The sequence below is a fragment of the Gammaproteobacteria bacterium genome, from assembly GCA_035279405.1.
Classification (GTDB): Bacteria; Pseudomonadota; Gammaproteobacteria; order Natronospirales; family REEB76; genus REEB76.
In genome coordinates this window covers 1-18,669 of the sequence record DATEHU010000015.1, presented here as the reverse complement: position 1 = coordinate 18,669, position 18,669 = coordinate 1, and the positions used below count along the sequence as shown (strand labels likewise).

14 protein-coding genes are annotated in these 18,669 nt (G+C 62.5%); all 14 read right to left on the bottom strand.

Annotated features, from left to right (window positions below; translation table 11 throughout):
• Positions 1–276 (bottom strand): hypothetical protein (locus VJR90_01105; GenBank protein ID HKV96074.1); only part of this gene is annotated, 276 nt, incomplete at its 3' end.
• A 9-nt stretch (positions 277–285) separates the two neighbouring features.
• Positions 286–843 (bottom strand): hypothetical protein, encoded by a 558-nt coding sequence (locus VJR90_01100; GenBank protein HKV96073.1) that lies wholly within the window; start codon positions 841–843, stop codon positions 286–288.
• Positions 840–8,468, bottom strand: a complete 7,629-nt coding sequence (locus VJR90_01095; GenBank protein HKV96072.1) for a hypothetical protein — start codon at positions 8,466–8,468, stop codon at positions 840–842. Before VJR90_01095 ends, VJR90_01100 begins: the two co-directional genes overlap by 4 nt.
• Positions 8,469–8,474: 6 nt before the next feature.
• Positions 8,475–8,732: a hypothetical protein gene (locus VJR90_01090; protein HKV96071.1), complete on the bottom strand. Its 258-nt coding sequence runs from the start codon at positions 8,730–8,732 to the stop codon at positions 8,475–8,477.
• 125 nt (positions 8,733–8,857) lie between these two features.
• Positions 8,858–9,115, bottom strand: a complete 258-nt coding sequence (locus VJR90_01085) for a hypothetical protein (GenBank protein ID HKV96070.1) — start codon at positions 9,113–9,115, stop codon at positions 8,858–8,860.
• 152 nt (positions 9,116–9,267) lie between these two features.
• Positions 9,268–10,203: a hypothetical protein gene (locus VJR90_01080; protein ID HKV96069.1), complete on the bottom strand. Its 936-nt coding sequence runs from the start codon at positions 10,201–10,203 to the stop codon at positions 9,268–9,270.
• A 12-nt stretch (positions 10,204–10,215) separates the two neighbouring features.
• Positions 10,216–10,833, bottom strand: a complete 618-nt coding sequence (locus tag VJR90_01075) for a hypothetical protein (protein HKV96068.1) — start codon at positions 10,831–10,833, stop codon at positions 10,216–10,218.
• A gap of 10 nt (positions 10,834–10,843) precedes the next feature.
• Entirely contained in the window at positions 10,844–11,326 is a 483-nt protein-coding gene (locus VJR90_01070; protein ID HKV96067.1) for a hypothetical protein, read from the bottom strand.
• Positions 11,323–12,276: a hypothetical protein gene (locus tag VJR90_01065; protein HKV96066.1), complete on the bottom strand. Its 954-nt coding sequence runs from the start codon at positions 12,274–12,276 to the stop codon at positions 11,323–11,325. Before VJR90_01065 ends, VJR90_01070 begins: the two co-directional genes overlap by 4 nt.
• Positions 12,277–12,285: 9 nt before the next feature.
• Positions 12,286–12,717 (bottom strand): co-chaperone GroES, encoded by a 432-nt coding sequence (locus tag VJR90_01060; protein HKV96065.1) that lies wholly within the window; start codon positions 12,715–12,717, stop codon positions 12,286–12,288.
• Positions 12,692–12,886, bottom strand: a complete 195-nt coding sequence (locus VJR90_01055; GenBank protein ID HKV96064.1) for a hypothetical protein — start codon at positions 12,884–12,886, stop codon at positions 12,692–12,694. Before VJR90_01055 ends, VJR90_01060 begins: the two co-directional genes overlap by 26 nt.
• Complete coding sequence (locus VJR90_01050; protein HKV96063.1) at positions 12,886–15,522, bottom strand: hypothetical protein; 2,637 nt, start codon at positions 15,520–15,522, stop codon at positions 12,886–12,888. Before VJR90_01050 ends, VJR90_01055 begins: the two co-directional genes overlap by 1 nt.
• Positions 15,523–15,550: 28 nt before the next feature.
• A complete protein-coding gene (gene terL, locus VJR90_01045; GenBank protein ID HKV96062.1) occupies positions 15,551–18,067 on the bottom strand; it encodes a phage terminase large subunit in 2,517 nt (838 codons plus the stop codon).
• The coding region (locus tag VJR90_01040) for a hypothetical protein (GenBank protein ID HKV96061.1) at positions 18,064–18,669 on the bottom strand (606 nt) is incomplete at its 5' end. The genes terL and VJR90_01040, both read right to left, overlap by 4 nt.

The following is an 18,669-nucleotide window of genomic DNA, read 5'->3' as shown; positions in this document are numbered from 1 at the left end:
CGCATCGCCGGCGCCCTCGGCGTCCTGCCGGGCCAGCCGCGCCATGATCGCAGCCCGAGCCCGCGCGCGGGTGTCGTCGTCGATGTTGACGTGCCCGCCCTCGTCGAACCGCCTCGCCTTCTTGCCGAAGGGGAGCCCGTGCTCCTTCTTCTCGGCCTTGATCATGCTCGGCGGGGCGCCCTTCTTCTGCATGAAGGACAGTTCCTTCTTGACGTGTTCGGGCGGCGGTTCGCGAAGCGCGCCGCCGGCGGCAAAGCAGTGGTCTTTCCTGCGCATGACTGCTCCTTAGACAAAGGACCGAACGGGCTGCCGGCTGGCCGACAGCTTGACGTTCGTGAAAGTGTAGTTGCCAGCGGCCCCAAACGCGCGCACCTCGAACACGGCATTGCCCGTCGTGCGCAGCAGCCCGCTCAGGGTGAACCCGATCACGTTGCCTGGGCCCGCCGTCGAGACTGCGACGCTGAACGGCGTAGCCGATCCGTTGTGGAACAGGATGAGGCTGATGTCGCTGCCGTTGGGCCCGCTGACGTTGCCGCTTGCCGTCACGACATCCTCGATGACCGGCGCGCCGGCGGTGTGCTCGATGGTGCCGTTCGGCAGGTCCGCGGTGTAGAAGCCCGGCGTGTCCAGCACTACGCTGTTGAACGGCGCCAGCGCCTGCGGCGCGGCGTTCAGCGCGATCGGCAGCGAGTTGAGCGCGATCATGCTGTGCGCCGGCTGCACCGTGTCGAGCATGTCGAGGATCAGGTTGCGCAAGTCAGCAGCCGTGATGGCCTGCGTGGTGTTGTCAGCCAACACCACGTCGGCTTCATCGCGCAGAGCGTCGATGGATTTGATGGTCATGCGAAGGCCCCTTGGTCAAATGCGATGTCGAAGGCGTGCGTAGTTGCAGCGGCGGTGCCCGATAGCGCGTGTAGTTGCGTGTCCGTCAAGCGCGTATTCCAGTACGTCACAGATCGCATCCAGCCGCCGATATGCCCACCAGTACCGTGTAGCGAGCCGAACCAGATACGGCTCAAGTTGACCGGCAACACTACGTTTGTATCCTTGATACCTAGCTGACCAGCGACAGCAAAGTTGCAGTCGTTAGCTTTGTAGCCAAACACGCTACTGACATAGGCCGTAGGCACGCGTGCCACGTTTAGCGGGAAAAACGCTTCCTGCAAACTGCTGCTCGCTATTGCTGCGTCTACAACTGTCGGCGACACGCGCTCAGTAAGCACGTTGGCAGCAGAGCCATCCGTAAAGGCTAGAACGTAATGCGAGCCTGCAGCGGGCGCCGCCCATGTAGCCTGAACAGTACCCTCTACCGGGTTAAACCACGGGGTGAAGTTGGCACTGGATACGACAACTTGGTCGAACGTCCGCGTCACGGAGCCGGCGTCCACCGTCTTGAGAACCGACGAGGGGTACTCGCCCTTCTCAAGTTGCGGCAGACCGATGCGCACGGTGAAGTTGATCTGCACGCCGCTTACGATCGTGAGGAACATCCCGCCCGTCACAGAGGTGGCAAGATCGTTCGTCACCTTGTTCGAGACACCAACGCGGTTTGCCGCAAGCGGCCCTACGCCAAGCGGGACCGTAGCATTGGGTAAATTGCCTATCGAAGCCCCTGTCGAATCGCGCATGGTTATAACCATGCGCGGGTTCGATACGCCTGTTAGATCACCGCCTACCAGCGTGTAGTACGCAAAGAAGCTCCACCAATCATCGCGCACCGTCGTGGCTATTCCCGCAGGCATGAAACCGCCGACCAGTGCGAGCGATGTTCCTGAAGATAGCCCCGAGAACTTGATGTCTATGTAGTCGATACCATTCTCAGATGACACCGCCACGATCTCGCGTGTCAGCCCGATCTGCGGATTGGTGACTGTCCAACCTGTTGGCTGTGTCCCTGGCGCACCGGGCACGGCTCCGACCATCGTGTTGTTGGGTATGAAGTTCGTCCGCGTCTCTTCGATCAGCAAACCCAACGGGTCGTGCGTCAGCGGGTGGTGGTCGAACCGCGGTGCGTGGTTCGCTGCTGACTGCAGCACCCCCGTGTTGTCGAAATAGTTCCCCGGCGACGGCCGCGTGACGGCGATCTCAGGCGACAGTACAGGCCCCGTGAGGACATACCTCCGAGTCGCCGTAGGAACCGTCACGGCCGGCGGCGTAGCACCGGCCGATATGGCTTGCAACTGCGCGTCTGGCATGCGCACGGGCCAGTAGCGGAACTGCTTGATGTGGCTACATGTCACCTGCAGTCCACCCAACGCACTAAAGTACATTTGCGTAATTGCCGGCGGGACCGTACCTAGCGTGTCGGGTACCGCTACACCGCCATCGGCCGTGTACGCGAAGTCATCCTTCTTGTACGCCGCGGCGATGGAAGAAAACACGCCGAGCGCCAGCGGGTAGCTGCTGAGCGCCACCTGCGTACCAGCAACCGTAACGACACCAAGGCGCGATAGTGCCGAGTCGTTGTTACGCGAGATAGTGATCGATTCGGTCGTCGTAGCGTTGCTGAACCCGAGCAAGCGCGGGAACTGCCCAGCGAGGCTGTTGAACGTGCTGACGGTTAGCTGCACCGTACCTTCAGACTGGTTGTACCACGCGCTCAAATCCGCGCCGGTGACACCTGCGACATCTGCGGACCTCGACGCCGCCGCATTTGTTGTCTTGATGGCCGACGTAGCGAAGCCGCCGAGTTCCAGTTGCGGAAGGCCGATACGCAGCGTGAAATCCGTGAAGGCATCGGGAGTAACACCGATACGGAACCGAAGCTGCGCGAACGCTGTTGTAGCACCCGTCAGTTTTGCTGGAAGCACGATCCTACTGGCCGCCAACTTGCCGACGACAGGCGTGAACGCAAGCACCTGATTAGCCGTATTCGTGCTGCCGTTCGCGGCGTACTCCGAAATGTGCAGCGCAGGCGCAACGGGCGACCCCACATCCTCGATCAGCGTAACGTAGCTGGACGCGGTCCAGACTTGATTTTGGCTAGCGGAGACAGTCAGCCCGTTCGTGCAGCCGACAGCTACGAAATTACCTACAGGCGTGCCCGAAAACCGCATATCGATGTACGCGATACCGTCTTCCGTCCCGACACTAACCGTGTTGTACGTCATACCCGTACCGACGGTCATGACCCAACCCACGGGTATGGCGATCGGCGTACCTGCGCCAACCATCGTGTTGTTGGGAATGCTGTTCGTGCGTGCTTCCTCGATCAGCAGTCCGAGAGGTTCCAGCGTCACCGGGTCATAGTCGAAGCGTGGCACATCAGTCGCGGCGACCTGTAGCGTCCCATTGCTGTCGAAGTACGTCGCCGGCCCGTTCGGACTGCGCGTGAAGGCTACAGCGGGCGGTAGCAGCGGGCCCATCAAGTTGTAGTCGACCGTAGCGGGCGGAACAACCACCGCCGGCACCGTGTCCGGTGTGCTGATCGTCAGCAACTGCGCGTCCGGCAGGCGCGCATTCCAGTAGCGTACGGCGCTCAGCCAACCATTCAGCACCCCGGTGCCGTTGATGTTGCCGAGCCCGAGCTGCTGAATAACCAGCGGCGGCGTGCCGAGCCCGTCAGCCACACCCAGTGCGCCGTTGTACGCCGCGTTGAAGTCGTTCTGTGCGTACGTCAGCGCGCCTGCGTTCCGCGATTCCGGCACCGAGACGGGGCCGATACTGATGAACGCCTGCGCGCCTCCGGCGGTGGTCTGAACGACAGACCCTATACCTCCTGTTGTTGTACGCTGGTAGACCGCATCCGCAGTAGTGCTTCCGACAGCCGCGTAAATATAGTTATTGCCGCTACTGACATACTTCGGGATGTATTGCGTCGCAAACGTACCTGCGTTCTGGTTGTACCACGAGCTGAAGTTGGTGCCGGTTACACTGACAATGTCGGCGTTACGCGGCACCACGCCAGCATCGACCGTCTTTATCGGCGACGTAGCGAACGCACCTTTCTCAAGTTGCGGAAGACCGATGCGTACTGTGAAGTTGATATTGCTACCGCTGGTGTAACTAAAGAAAAGCTGCAGCCGCACACCCGTAGTCGTCGCCGGACACGGCTCGGTCGTTATCTTGAATCGGCTGGCCGCCAGCGACACTGCGGTCGGAATGACTATGTTCCCTACCGCGTCGGCTGTAATACCACCCCCAGAGTTCAACGAGGCTATGTGGATGCGCTGAGACGTCACGCCCGTAAAGTCGCCTGCAACACGCCGAACGAAAAACGTCCCGGTCCACACCTCCCCCGGCACCGCCACTATTGGCGGTGTCGCCACCATGAAGCGTATTCCTGCTGATGTGCCTTGCGTGAGCCCGACCACCTGAATATCGACATACGGAACCCCGTTCTCGGTGCCGGTAGCCACGGTGTTGAACGCGAGTCCGGTACCTACGAAGTGCCACCCTGTTGGCGGTGTTCCCGGCGTACCGGGCACAGCTCCGACCATTGTGTTGTTCGGGATACTATTCGTGCGCGTCTCTTCGATCAGCAGCCCGCGCGGTGCGAGCGTCACGGGGTCATAGTCGAAGCGCGGCGCACCGCTTGCTGCCTCGCGCAAGATGCCGAGGCGATCGAAATAGGTAGCCGGTGTGGCGCGTACGAACGTGACGCCCGCCGGCAGTCCGGGCCCTGTAAGCAGGTACTCCTTCGTGGTCGGCGGCACCAGCGTCGACACGCCTGTAAGCTGCTGTAGCTGCTCGTTGGAGAGCCGGGTAGGCCAGTAGCGGATGTACTGGATATGGCCATTCCAAAACCCGCCCGACAGCGCCCGCCCGATACGCATGATGTTAACCGCAGGCGGCGTACCCGATGTGACCGTTACCGGTGCTATGCCTACGGTACTAGCGGCGAAGCTGTTAGCAGCGTATGCAAGCGCGAGATTGCTCAGTCCGGTCGGAGGATACGTAGGACTCTGCGTCAACGTGGCCTGCGTCACCCCTGCGAGTTGTACAAAGGGGTTCCAACGTGTACCGCCGATAGATGTCCCTAAAGAATACCGCGTACCCGCAACAACGTCATCGTATATGTATAGCGCGTTTCCGTCAGCAAGCGGTGTCACAGGACGTACCGTGCCTACCGCAATAGTGCCTTGCGCCTGATTCCAGAACGAAGTAAATGCGGCTCCAGACATCGTGGCGCCGTCCGCGGCTCGGAGAACCACACCGGCATTCGCGGTCTTGATGACTGAGGTAGCGAAGGCGCCGAGTTCCAATTGCGGGAGGCCGATACGGAGGGTAATGTCAACGCTCTGGGCAATGGTCATACCGGCAATGTCAATCGACAGCGTCACATTACCTGTCGGCTCCACGATCTGGTTTAGTAAACGACTCAAAAGGTATCGCGCAGTGCGTAGTGGCGCCGAGGTAACCGGTAAATTCAGTGAGGTAACTCCTAGCGATGTACCTCCAGACGTGCGCTCAATTATCTGCAGCGCAGGGACCGTCGGACTGCTGACACCGATAAGCCGCACAAACGCACTGCCTGCCCATGTCTGGCCGGATGAGGCTGTCGTTACGTTGCCGAGCATGAAAGTAATCAGCCGGGTAGACGTGACTGCCGACGGCGCACCTGTCAGTTGCAAGTCGATGTAGGCAATGCCATCTTCAACACCAACGCCCACAACCGTACGCGTGAGTCCTGCGCTCGGTGCAGTGGGGGCCCACCCAGTGGGCAGCGTGTTGGTCCCAGCGTCGGCACCAACCATCGTGTTATTCGAGACGCTGTTCGTGCGGCCATCCTCGATCAACAAGCCCAGCGGTCCCAGCGTCACCGGGTTGTAGTCGAAGCGGGGTACATTGTTCGCGGCGTCGGTCAGCACCCCCGCCGAGTTGAAGTAAGTGGCTGGTGAGCTGCGGGAAAACGCGATGTCCGCGGGCAGCGTGGGGCCGAGCAGCGGGTACTCCCGTATCGGCGGGTCCATCGGGTCCGGCAGCGTTGCGATGATGGGCAGTACCTCATTTGGCTGCCGCGAGTCCCAGTAGCGGATGACCTTGACCCAACCATTCAGGTAGTTGACCATCAGCCGGCCTATAGTCATCGTGTTGATGTTCTGCGGAACTTCAGCTTCGCTGTCAGTTAGCAGCACACCGCCATCAGCATACGCAGCACAATCGTTACGCGCGTATACCCCAACGACACTACGCCGCGTATTCAGCGGCATTGGAACAGGTTCCAGCCCTACATCGTTGCCATCACCGACGACGATACCAAAGCGCGCATTTCCGGTTGTAGACGACCGATTCCAGGCAGTGTACTCGGCTGTTGTGTTGTCGAGTGATGCTGCAAATGGGCGCGCAAACGTAGCCGAGTTGTAGGTAGAAAAAACAGCGTGCAACGTACCGTTGAACGCGCTCCAGTACCCCCTGAATGTAGCTGCCGAAACTTCTGCGTTATCAGGGGACCGTATGCCGACCGCTGTACTCGTCTTGATGACTGATGTAGCCAGCACACCCCGCTCAAGCTGCGGAAGACCGATGCGTACAGTGACATCAACCGCAACGCCTGTTTGCGGACGCATATTAAAACGAGCGACGATATGCGTCGTACCCGAGTCTACAGTAGTAGTTAAAACACGGATGCGGTTGGCCGCCAGCCTTCCTGTATACAGTGCGAGTGGCGCTAAGTTAGCTGCGCCGGATACACCAGCAGTGTACTCAATCGTTCCGAAGCTGGGGTTTGAGCCTCCGAAATTGCCAGACAGCTTGATATACGCCGAAGATGTCCACGTCTGATTTACGCCAGCACTCACCGCGTTATTCGCCATGAACGAAACCGAATACGTGCTGCCGGGATTCGGTGTACCTACATAGCGCACATCGACGTAGGGAATACCGTCCTCAACGCCAGTAGCAATCGAACGCGTGATACCGAGCGCACTGCCGGAAACAACCCAACCCGTAGGTGGCGTGTTAGGCCCCGACGCGCCAAGCATCGTGTTATTCGCGATGCTGTTCGTGGCTCCGACCTCTATCAGCAGCCCTAAAGTCTCCAACGTCACAGGGTCGTGGTCGAAACGGGGTGTGCTATCCGCAGCCGTCTGCAGTACGCCAGAAGCGTCGAAGTACGTGGCCGGCGAAGTACGCACCAGCGTGATGTCCGCGGGCAGCGTAGGACCGACGAGTGCGTACTCGCGCGTCGGCGGCGAGAGCACGGCCGGCTTCGGCGTCACGGCGATCAGTTGGTTGTCTGACAACCGCGTGTTCCAGTACTTGAACGCCTTGACCCAGCCACCGAGATGCCCGGATACGCCGCCACCAGAAGCGCCAATGTTGAGCCTGTCCACGCCGGGCGGCAACGGACAACTCGTATCCGTTATGCCCAAAACGCCGTTTGCTGCTTGGTTCGAGTCGTTCAACTTATACGCAAGCGTACTCAATACCTGTGAGTACGTCGTGCGATCTACATCGAGGCCGCTGCTCATGTGCGCGATGCTGGCGACCTGAATGACTGCCTGACTAATATCCGGCACGAATGCGCGTGTGTAATACAGGTTGGCATTACCGCCGTCACTCACAGCCCACGCGTATGTCGTAACCGCCGTCTGCGCGGCCCAATCCGCCTGCAGCGTACCTTCGACCGAATTGAACCAGCTTGAGAAGCTGGTGCCTGTGATCGCCGCCCGGTCGGCTTCCCGCCGCACCCCAGCCGTACTCGTCTTGATCGTCGAAGACGCGTAGTCGCCCTTCTCAAGCTGCGGCACACCAATACGAATGGTGAAATTAATCGGGTTCGGAACACCGAACCCAAACCCGAGCGCCGCCGTGACGAACTTCGTATCCGCATGCGTCGTTTTGTACGTGTACGTATAGCGACCAAAACGCAGTTCTTCAGCGTCTGGATACTTCAGCGGCGAGTATACACCGACACCACTGAGCAGTATGGTACCGTTGATGTCGCGCTCTTGGATACGTATTTGCCACTGACCTACGTTAGTATGCTGTGCAATAGGCACCATTGCGTACATACTGAACGTCCATGTCTGCTCTGGACCTGCCGCCGCGTCTGGATTCGTCGCCGTATCGAACGTAATCGGCGCACCGGAAGTGAAGTTAGTAGTTCCTGCGTAGTTAATATCGACGTACGAAATGCCGCCTTCGGTGCCAGCACCGACGATAGTAGCCGTGAGTCCCGCAAAGCTGATGACCGACCAATTCGTAGGCGGCACACCAGGGCCGGCACCGGCCATCGTGTTGTTGCGAATGACGTTGAACCGTGCCTCTTCGATCAGCAGCCCACGCGGGTTGCCCAGGCGCGGGTCGTAATCGAACCGCGGAACATTGATAGCTGCGTCAGCGAGGACCAGCGCCGAGTTGAAGTACGTCCCGCTCGACGCACGCGTGAACGTAACCGCCGGCGGTAGTGACGGACCTGTGAGCGGAAACTCAATCGTCGGCGGCGGTACGACGGTAGGAACGCCAACCCCACCACCTGCCAGTGCCGCCGTGTGCGGAAGTGCAAAACCGAAACCGAACGACATGGCCGCTCAGTAGATGGCAACCATTGCGGCCACCGCTATCGTCGTACCCACCGCGTTCACCTGCCGCACCTGCACGGGTATCACACTACCAGCCAACAGCCCCGTAAACGTCACCGTGGAGCCCTGTGCCGTCACCACGGTGACGTTTCCAGCAGCGCCAACGTAGACAACGCCGACGGCCGGGAACGGCACCCCGAACACCACCGGCATTGCGTCGCCGGGGAACTGCGGATAGGTAGGTGACGGATTGGTTTGCTTGGGCATGTCAGGGCTCCTCGGGCTTCGGCGGGGGCAACTTGGGCGCCAGCGGGGCTACCGGCAGGCGCGGCGGCGCTGGATGCACCGGAGCCGGCGCTGGGGGCGGCTGCGGCTTCCGGTACATCGCGGGCTCAGGTCAGCGGTTGGCCCGTTGCCGTCACCCAGGCCGTGCCGGTGCAGATCACGAGGCAGTACTCGTTGTTGCTGACGCCGTTGTTGTTGATGATCCGAATCGAGCCGGCCAGCGCTGTGGTGGCCGCCGGCAGCGACGCTGATGCGATTGGCGCTGACAGCATGCTGCCCGTGACGCTACCCGTGACGTTGCCCGTTAGCGTGCCAACGAAGCCGGCCTTCGACGTGACTGGCCCTGAGAAGGTGGTGCTCGCCATGATTTCTCCACATGCGGATGCTGCACGCCAGTCTGCATGTCGTCCGCCGGGCCGGTCGTGGCGTGAATGGGGGTGTATCCCGGGGCAGATCCTAGTCTGCCATGAAAAAGGCCCCTCGTGGGGGCCTTTTCGTGGTAGTGGCTGGCGCCTTGTCAGGCACCGGTCATGTTCGAGCCCCAAATGCCGAGCGGATCGCTCCAGCCGAAGCTGTAGCGCTCGCGGGCCTTGTACCGGCAGTTGCCGGTGTCGAAGTCTTCGTCCATGCCGGTCTTGAGCGCGACACGGCTGAAGTGCTTCAGGCCGTTGGGCACGTCGGTCTTGATGAACCAGTTGTTGCTGTCGGTCAAGAAGTGGTTGACCGTGTAGCCGCCCGGGATCGCCGACAGGTTGCGGAGCGCGTTGATGTCGTTGTCCGCGGTCGAGGTGCGACCCTCGGACTGCAGCAGTCGCACCGCGTTGAACTGGTGCGCCGGCGGGATGATCAGCTTCTTCGCCTTGGCAGCGATCAGCAGGCCCCGCTCGTCGGTCCAGGCCGCGATCTGGATGATCGCTGCTTCCAGCGAAGTCTCGTTCAGATCGACACCAGTGGCCGGACTGTTGTGGTTCACACCACCGCCGACCTTCGCGTGCCCGACGCGCGTCGGCGTTGCGTTGTAGCCGAACAGCGAGACGCCGTCACCACCGGCAAACGCGCCGGTGAAGCCGTTGTTCAGGATCGCCGCCGCCTTGACCTGCTTGGTGTACGCCATCGCACGGGCCAGCGCCTTGGTGTAGCGCGCCGACAGGCTGTCGTAGAGGTTGTCCTCCACGGCTTCCTCGGTCACGCTGAAGCCCAGCGCGATCGTCTCGTGGTTGTAGCGCGAGGTGAACGCTTCCTGCGCGTTGTCGTACAGCAGTGCAGCTCCTTCCGCCTTGACAGGCGCGGCGCCGAAGCCCGACAGCTTCACCTCTTCCTCGAACGAACGCTCGGAACTCTCCGTATCGAAGAGTTCCTTGTGCTCTTCCGCGTACTGCTTGTACTCCAGGCCGAACAGCACGTTCAGGCCGGGAAGCAGTTCCTTCATCAGTTGTGCGCGAGAGATTGTCATGTTCGTTGCTCCTCAGACGCCCGTGGCGAGGTAGTAGGAATGGACGCCGAAGTTGAACTTGACGATCAGGTTCGGGTACGCATCGTTCGCCGACTCCTCGGGGATGTCGAGAATCCGCGCACCCAGCGTCGCTGCTGTCCCCAGCCCGGCGCCGTTGGCTCCGAGGGTGAGGCTGACGGTGGAGTTCCCGGTGATCAGGTTGCCGCCGAAGTTGCCGATCGCCGCGTTCTTGCCGATCGCCGCGTAGATGCCGCCCGGATACGTGCCAATCGGCGCCGACGCCTGGATGTACATCTGAATGTCAGGGTCGTTGACGACGATGATCCGAATGTCTTTGTAGCCGGCAGCGATGGCACCAGCCGGCAGGTACTGCGCGTGCATCGGTTGCTGCATGCCGGGCGTGGTGTAGCGCACGCCCATGCAGATACCGACGATGCCGCCGGCACCCGGTGCCGGCGTCGCCGTGATCGCCGTCGGGATGCCGCCGGGGAGCAACTGGATGACATCGCCAGTGAAGATGCCTACCGTGTTGTTCGTCGTCAGCCGGAAGTCGCGTGTGGCCCCGGAGTACGTCTGGCCGCCGATCAAGCCAACCGGACGCAGGCCGTAAGGAGAAAGTTCTTTTGCCATGTCGGTTCCTTCAGGTTCCGTTACCGAAAGTCTCGCCACGCGTCGTCTTCGACCTGCGGTCGATCGACAACGGCATGCGAGGGTCGTTGTGTCGCATCAGCCCCGCGTCGACCGACTGCATCTGCTGGCGCGACTGCGCCGCGTAGTAGTCGCTGCGCGCGCGTGCACGCTCCACCGGCATCTTGCACAGCATCAGACCGCCGATCTCCACGTTGCCATTGGCGCTCGGCGCCAACTGCAGCTCGGGGTGATCCGCGGCCTTGACCGGTACCCAGCCTTCGCGCAGCTTCTTGCTGACGTTGGTCGGATCGGCCGCGCCCATGATGTGCGTCGCTACCCAGTGAAAGACGTAGCCCGGCGTGTGCTTCGGGACGGGCAGGGTGCTCGGAGGTGCGTACTCCTCGCGAGCGGTTTCTTCGCGCGATTCAAGCTCGCGGGGCTGCCGCTGCTGTGGCTGCGGCGGTTGAGGTTGTTGCTGACGAGGCTGGTTCATTTTTGCTCCAGACGCACGACTTCCTGTGCGTATTGCTGCGGGGTGAGGCCGAACTTCTTCGCCAGCGCGAGCTGGGTCTGTGTCAGCCGGACTTTGGTGACGCCGTTTGCCGAGCGTGACGCGGGGGTCACAGGGCTGGCACGGGGCGCCGTGCGCTGCGTGGAGCGTGTGGTGTCGACCTCGACATCCTTGGTGTCACCGAAGAAATCGGGGAACACCTCGCGGAGCCGGCCGTCCACCTTGCTGAAGTACTCGTCCGAGCGAGGGTCTACGCCGGACTTCACCAACTTCTGGTGAAAGCCCAGCGCGAAGCTGGTCATCTCCTCGTTCCCCTCCGTGCCGAACCACTGGTTTCTTGCCTGCCAGCGCAGTGTCTTTTGGTCCGCAGGCGCTTCGGGGGTGCTTGCTGCCGGGAGTTCTACTACATCCTCTGCCTTTTGTACAGGTGCAGGACGGTATCGCGCGAGTTCCCGTAACTGGAGCTTCGCCTCCATCATCTTTTCCTGCGCGGCCATCTCCGCATCGGGGTCGAAGGCTTCCTTGGCAGCCTTCATCTCCGCGCGTGCAGCCGTCAGCGCCGTCTCGGCCGCAGCCTTCGACGCGGCGACGAGGTGCGTCTCACCGGTGGTCGTACGCTGCTGGAGCTGGCGGTTCTGCTGCAGCAGGGCCTGTGCCGCGCGCGTCGCCTCGTCGCGCTCGCGCTCCGCAGCCTCACGCGCGCGACGCTCGTCATGACGGGCGTGCGTCAGCTCGCTGAAGCGCTGCTTGACACCGGCCGAGTAGGTGGCCAGCTCCTCGTCGTCCGGGTCCTTGACCTCGCGGTTGAGCGGCTTGCGCCCGCGGTCAGCCTCGGGCGTGTCGTCGACGACCTCGATGTCCTTGAGATCGTCCGCGTTCGCACCGTTTATGGTGACGACTTCTTCGTCATCGTCTTGTTTGCTTGTTGCCATGACTGTCTCCTATGCTTGCGCACGCAGTATGCCGCGTGGATCAGATACCACCGCATCAACCATGTCATCGTTCAGGACGCGAAACTCCTTACCGAAGACCTTGAAGCGCGTACCCGAGTAGGTACGCACGATGATGAAGTCGCCCTTCTTGCACCACGGGCCGCTGGGAAAGCGCGTCTTGTCGGCGTAGGCGTCGGGGCCGAGGGCCAGCACGAAGAGAACCGTGGTGGCCGCTTCGTCGTTCACGATCGTCTGCCGCGCCTTGAGCAGCACCGAATCCTCGAACTCCTCGGGCATGCGCGGTACTGCGCACAGCAGATGGAAGCCCGTCGGTATCGGCAGCATCGTCGCCTTCGGTTCGTCGGGCTCGTCCGGGTCTTCGATGCGCTGAATGCCGGGCGGCAAAATCAGTTCGTCAGGGGGCAAAGCTATCGTCGTCACTCTCAGTCTCCAGCAGGTCTTTCACGATACGCTCGGCGAGGTTAAGACCAGTGATAACCCCGACGAGATGCTGGTACTCCTCGAATGTGCGAGGAGAACCACGCGCAACAGTGGCGACGCGGGCAGCTACTTCCTGCCCCAATAGCTTAAGTATGGTGTCGCCGTGCATCAGGCAGGCGCTCCGGGCGTCGGTTCAGCCGGGGGCGGTGCCGCCTGGGCCTGCTCGGGCGGCCTGTATTCCTTCGGCGGCGCGGCGGGTGCCGCCGGCACCGGCTTCGGCTCGGTCGGCGGCGTGCGGCTCAAGCCCATCTGGTTGGACTCGTGCTCGGCCTGCAACCGATCCACGTCGGCCTGCGCGTTGGCGCGGTCCTGAGCCAACAGCTCCTGATCCTGCGCGCGGCCCATCATGCCGACCTGCAGCGCCTTGACGCGCACCTGCTGCTCGCCAAGCTCGCCCTGCTGGATGAGCTTCTCGCGATTCAGGTCCAGCTTGTCCGACTTGTCGGACGCGTCGACCATGAGCTTCTTCTCGGCCAGATCCTGCTTGTCGGCGAGATCCGCGGCCTTGACCTGCAGCTCCTTCTCCTTGATGCCCAGCTCCTTGTCGCGCTGGTCGAGCGCGCGGATCTGAAGCTGCAGCATGGGGTCCTGGGCCTGCTGCTGGGCCTGCTGCGCCTGCGCCTGCTGCTGGTTGGCCTGCATCACCTGCTGCGCAGCCTGCGCCAAGGCTTGTGCAAGCTGCTGGGCCTGCTGCTCGTCCATCGGCGCTGCCGGGTCCGGCAGCGGCTGTCCGAGAGCCTGCTGGACGCTGGCGCGGTACTGGTAGGCCGTGTGCTCGGCGATGTGTGCCTGCATGGCCTGCATCAGCATCGGCGCCTGCGGGTTCTGGCCCAGCGACTGCATGACCACCGGGTCCTGCAGCATGGCTTGGTGCACCGCGAGGTGCGCGGCGTGGTCCTGCGGCATGAACGCCTTGACGGGCTTGGCCATCAGCACGTTCATGTTCTCCGTCACCGGGTCGGCCGGCACGGCTTCCTGGGGTGCTGGGACGAGCTTGGCCGCGTTCTTGATGCCCAGCACCTCCAGCATGCCGCGGTGCAGCTCAGCGAGGTTGTAGACCTGTGGCGCTTGACCGGAGAGCTGGATCGCCGCTTGGTACTGCACGACGCGCTGGCTCATCGTGGCCGCGCTCGGATCGCTGACCGGGATCACATCGACCAGCGCGAAGTCGGCCTGCTTGGTCCCCGGCTGGTTCAACGTCGTCTCGTAGGTGTAGTCGTCATCGCCGCTGTCGCGGATCGCTTCCTTCAGCAGCTTCAGCTCCTGCTTCAAGGAGTTGTGCGTGCGGGCCTGCACCGCCGACATCACCTTGAGCTGGCGCTCCAGCAGAGCCAGCGTGGTACCGACCGGCGCCTGCGCGCTCATGTCGCTGATCTTCATGTCCGCGGTGCCGGGTATGCGCCGGCCGTCCTCGACGATCTTGTCGAGCAGGCCCGCCAGGACGAGGCTGGGCTCCTTGTACGGCAGCGGCATGAGGTTGTCACGCAACGTGCCGGACATCACGTCCACGTCGCGCCACTCACCCGGGCTGATAGGCGTGTCGTCGCCCTTGATGCGCAGCCCCTTGGTCTTCAAGCCGCCGGGGAGGTTGCTCAGCGTGCCGGCGTCGACGAGCTGGCGCAGGATGCTGGTGGACGCCTTGGCGTACCCGCCGATGAGGTGGAACAGGCCATAGCCGTAGGGGCCGAAGCCGGGCACGTAGTCGTACTGCACGAAATGGTGCCGGCGCAGGCTCAGCGCGTCTTCCTCGTTCCAGTTCCGTCGGATGGACAGCATGGCGCCGCCCTTGATCTTGGTCACGACGTACGGTCGCGGCTTGTCGCTGTCTTCCAAACCCTCAAGTATCAGCGATACCTGTGTCTCGTAGACGGTATAGCTGTCATCGTTAATGTCGCTGAAACCCGTCGCCTCGTCCTTGGCTTCCTTGATCTCGTCGATCTCGCGGCCGGGCGTGCCCAGGACGGCGTCGGTGTCGTAGAAGCCAACGGCCTGCAGCCGCTGCAGCTCCTGCTCTGACTTGCGCATAACGTGTGTAACGCGCTCGCTGGAGTAGATGTTCGATGCGCTGTACGGCATCACGACATCCTCGGCCGGCACGAAGGTGCTGACCTGCCGCCCCAGCGACGGATCGTTGTAGACCTTCTTGAACGCGCAGCCGACCGGTGCGAGATTCCACAGCATCTTCTCGTGCTCGCTGCGGAACTCGATCATCTTCTCGGTGAGCTGGTAGTTCATCTCGGCGCGCACGCGCGCGGCCGCTTCCTTCTTCGGCGGCGTCTCCTCGCCGATGATCTTGGTGTTGACCGGGCCGGCGGCCGGGAACGTCTCCATGATCGTCTCGCTCTGGAAGCGCACCACCGCCTCGGTGATCATGGGGTGCGTCACGCCGCAGGCGCCTTCCCACGGCTCGGTGCGCTCCTCGTACTTGAGGCCGAGGAGTTTCAGCCCTTCCCGGTAGGTCTGCTCCCAGTCGTCGCGACTTCTCTTATCTTCATCGACCCAGGTGTCGATGTCGCCGGAGAGGATCGCCAGCGCCTGATCGTCGACGAGGCCGAGCAGGTTGTCGCCGAAAGCCAGCGGCGCCTCTGCGGCGGCGAGCACGCCCGCCTGATCGTCGACCGGCTCGCCGTTGTCGTCGACAACCTCGATCTCGACCAGCGGCTCGTTGGCCGCGGCGCTGGCGCCGGGAGCGGTCAGGCCCAACGGAGCGGGGGAGAGCGTCTTGGCCGTATTCGCGGTAGGCATTGTGTTCTCCGAGCGAAGCGAGGTTAGATCAGTAGTATGCGACGCGCCGGCGCCGGACGATGTCTTCGTCAGCCTCGGTCTTGTCGGTCTTGAGGCTCAGGAACCCGCCGGTGCGGAACCGCTTGAGCGCGATCACGACGGTGTCCAAGAGGTCATCGTGCTCGCCGTTCGGGAAGTCGGCGCATTCCTCGACGACTTCCTCGGCCCAGCGCCGGTCGGGCACCCACACGACGCCCGCCTCCAGAATCGGCGCCACGGCGTTGGTGCGTGCAATCTTGTCGTTAGACGTGCCGACCTTGCCACGCGAGGGGGACACCTCCGCGATCGGCAGCCCGGCCTGACGCATCTCCTGAATCAGCGGGGCACCTGCCGCCTTCTTCTCGATGATCACGTCGTCGGGGTCCCAGTCCCTGTACACCTCGTAGGCGCGAGCCTTGAGCTGCGGGAACTCCCACCGCCCCTTGAAGGCATCAAGCAGTATGATGTTATGCTTGTCCTCTGGCTCGTTGAACCATACACCCCAGGTCGTGCAGGCGCTGTAGTCATTGTTCGACTTCGTGTCATGCGCAGTATCCCAGACCTGCAAGATGTACTCGCACGTCGGTGGCTTCTCCTTGTCCCAACGGCGCCACCAGTCCCGCTTGAGCAGCGCGCCTTCCTCGCTGGTCGGCTCCTGCTGGTACTGGGCGTTCCAGTACTGCGGCCGCATGCCCGCCTTCTTGGCCAGGAGCTGGTCGATGGGCCACTGCTCGGGCCACAGGCTCTTGCCGCTGGGCATGATGGCCGGGAACCGCACCTCGTTCCACGGGATGCTGCCAGCGTTCTCCTTGGCCCACGTCAGCGCGCGGCCGATCGGGTCTTTCTTGCCCCATCGCGTGTTATGGCTCACCACGCCATTCGCAATGAAGTTCTCGGTGCGCTCGACCTCCATATCGAAGACGGGCTCGAAGCCGTCTTCGATGATCTCAACGATCGCTGCTGTCGTAGCGGCGTAAGTACTTGGCAGCGGCGCGCAGCACGGCTTCTGTTTTTGCGTAGCCGACGGCCAAGTTGCAGTGGTTACACAAAAGCCCGCGCACCCTGTTCGTTCCGTGACAGTGATCGACGTATAGCTTCGGCTCCTGCCCGGCTCTTGAATTTTCTCTGGTTGGGGGCTGCTTACAGATGGCGCAGAGGCCGCCTTGCTCGGCCAGCATCGCGTCGTAAGTTTCCTCAGCCATGCCGTACCGATACTTGAGATGGCTCGCGCGCTTTTGCGCAGGTGTGAGCCGGTGCTTGCCAGAACGCCAAGCGGCCTTGCCGTAGCAGCTATGGCAGAGCCCTTTTGCGGAGACAGGCTGCCCGCATCCTTCAACGGAGCAGGTGGCTCCGCGCCACTTTCCCCAATGGCCTTTGCCTCGCTGGCCGAGCCGCCCGTCTGCCCGGAGCTTTCGTCCGTAGCACAGCTTGCACAACCCCTTGGCTTTGACGGGTCGCAGGCATCCGGCTGTTGCACAGCCTCCACCAAACGATCCCCCACCTTCAAGTCCCGCACTCGTACCCATGTCCGCACTCCGTCCCGGTCTACAAGAAACGGATGCCTCTTGTTTGCCCGGACGATCCTACCCGAAGTCGTTCTTATTTTGTAAACATAATCGGAAGGATGCTTGATCCAGTTCAAGACGCGGGACGTGGCGATATCGCCGTTGTCGTAGGTGGCGATCGCGTCGCCGACCTTGATGTGCTGCAGTTCCTTCTCGGACCCGTCTGCCATCAGCACACGCGTCTCCGCGGTCATGCAGCCTATCTGGATGATCTTCCCGCCCGGCATGAGGCGCTGCAGCGGGCCGACCTGCATGTAGGTCCAGGCGTTCTCGAACGCTGCGTCCGGGTTCGCCAGCACGGCCTGCTCTGACACGAGGTCGTCGCACACCAGCAGGTCGGCGCCGTAGCCGGCTACCGCCCCGCCGACGCCAACGGCCAAGTACTTCCCGCCGGCCGTCGTGGTCCAGTCGTCCGCGGCGCTCTTGTCGCGGGAGACGACCGTGCCCGGGAAGATGGCGATGTAGTCCGGCGTGGCGAGCAGGTTCCGTACTTGGCGGCCGAAGCTGGAGCTGAGGTCGGCCGTGTGCGTCACCATGATGATCTGGTGCTCGGGGTGGTGCCCGAGGTACCAAGCCACGAACAGGTACGCGATGGTCAGGCTCTTGCCGAAGCGCGGGGGGAGGCTCACCGTGAGGCGCAGCTCACTGCCTGCGCATACGTTGTGTAGGAGGGGCTCTAGGAACCGGTGATGCGGGCCTTGCTTGAAGCCCGGGTACATCCGCGCACAGAAGTGCAGGAAGGATGTGCGGCACAGCTCCTCGGCCTGCGCGGTGTCGAGGGCATCGAGGTCGGCAAGAAGGGCAGTGGCGGCTTGCTCGTCGAGATCAGCGAGCGAAGCGAGCAACCGATCAACTTCCTCGGGGTCCAACGCGACGCGCGGCGTGGCGTTCGCGTAGGTCTGGAAGGAGTGGGTGAACTCAGCCGCCGCGGCGGCCACCGCAGTGGGCTGCGCCAAGTTCATTGCTGCAATTCAGGCTGAGTTTCCGAAACTACTGCTGGGATAACCATCGTAGCGTCTTCAATAACCTCCGGCGCCGGGGGTTTCAGTGCATTAAGACGGCTGCGCAGGCGCTCCACGAGCGCGGTCGGGGTAGATTCTGATGGCGGGCGGGAAATCTCCACCCGCGTGGTATATGCCCCGATCTCGGTCACGGTACCGAGGGTTTTCAGCGCGGCGAGGCTGATTTTCGCGTCCTTGGAGGCGGCGTGCTCCATCAGCTTGCTGACGATGTACCCGCGGATGCGCCCTGCCTCCTTGACGAACGCCTCGTCGTAGTGCGACAGGAGCCCTGCTAGGTGGCGCACCGGGGCCGGCGCGGTCAGCGCCATCAGGTCGGACTTGGCTTTGAAGGGGTCGATGTAGGGGTTCGTGACGGACGTGAACGCCGCGCGGGCTGCCTGGGCCGCCGCCTCGTCCAGTTCGTGCTGTGGCGGGCCTTCTGGGTCGTCTACGTGGGCTCCGAGCTGCTCCAGCCAGTCTGCCGTGCGCGCCTGGGCCGCCAAAACGTCCCGAACGGAGGCGTCGTCGAGGGATTCCGGCTTCTCCGGGGGCGCGGCGCCCGC

Bases quoted from the DNA above. Each gene is read 5' to 3' on its own strand.
- VJR90_01100 (HKV96073.1), bottom strand. From the start codon at position 843: ATGACCATCAAATCCATCGACGCTCTGCGCGATGAAGCCGACGTGGTG.
- VJR90_01095 (HKV96072.1), bottom strand. From the start codon at position 8,468: ATGTCGTTCGGTTTCGGTTTTGCACTTCCGCACACGGCGGCACTGGCA.
- VJR90_01090 (HKV96071.1), bottom strand. From the start codon at position 8,732: ATGCCCAAGCAAACCAATCCGTCACCTACCTATCCGCAGTTCCCCGGC.
- VJR90_01085 (HKV96070.1), bottom strand. From the start codon at position 9,115: ATGGCGAGCACCACCTTCTCAGGGCCAGTCACGTCGAAGGCCGGCTTC.
- VJR90_01080 (HKV96069.1), bottom strand. From the start codon at position 10,203: ATGACAATCTCTCGCGCACAACTGATGAAGGAACTGCTTCCCGGCCTG.
- VJR90_01075 (HKV96068.1), bottom strand. From the start codon at position 10,833: ATGGCAAAAGAACTTTCTCCTTACGGCCTGCGTCCGGTTGGCTTGATC.
- VJR90_01070 (HKV96067.1), bottom strand. From the start codon at position 11,326: ATGAACCAGCCTCGTCAGCAACAACCTCAACCGCCGCAGCCACAGCAG.
- VJR90_01065 (HKV96066.1), bottom strand. From the start codon at position 12,276: ATGGCAACAAGCAAACAAGACGATGACGAAGAAGTCGTCACCATAAAC.
- VJR90_01055 (HKV96064.1), bottom strand. From the start codon at position 12,886: ATGCACGGCGACACCATACTTAAGCTATTGGGGCAGGAAGTAGCTGCC.
- VJR90_01050 (HKV96063.1), bottom strand. From the start codon at position 15,522: ATGCCTACCGCGAATACGGCCAAGACGCTCTCCCCCGCTCCGTTGGGC.
- terL (HKV96062.1), bottom strand. From the start codon at position 18,067: ATGAACTTGGCGCAGCCCACTGCGGTGGCCGCCGCGGCGGCTGAGTTC.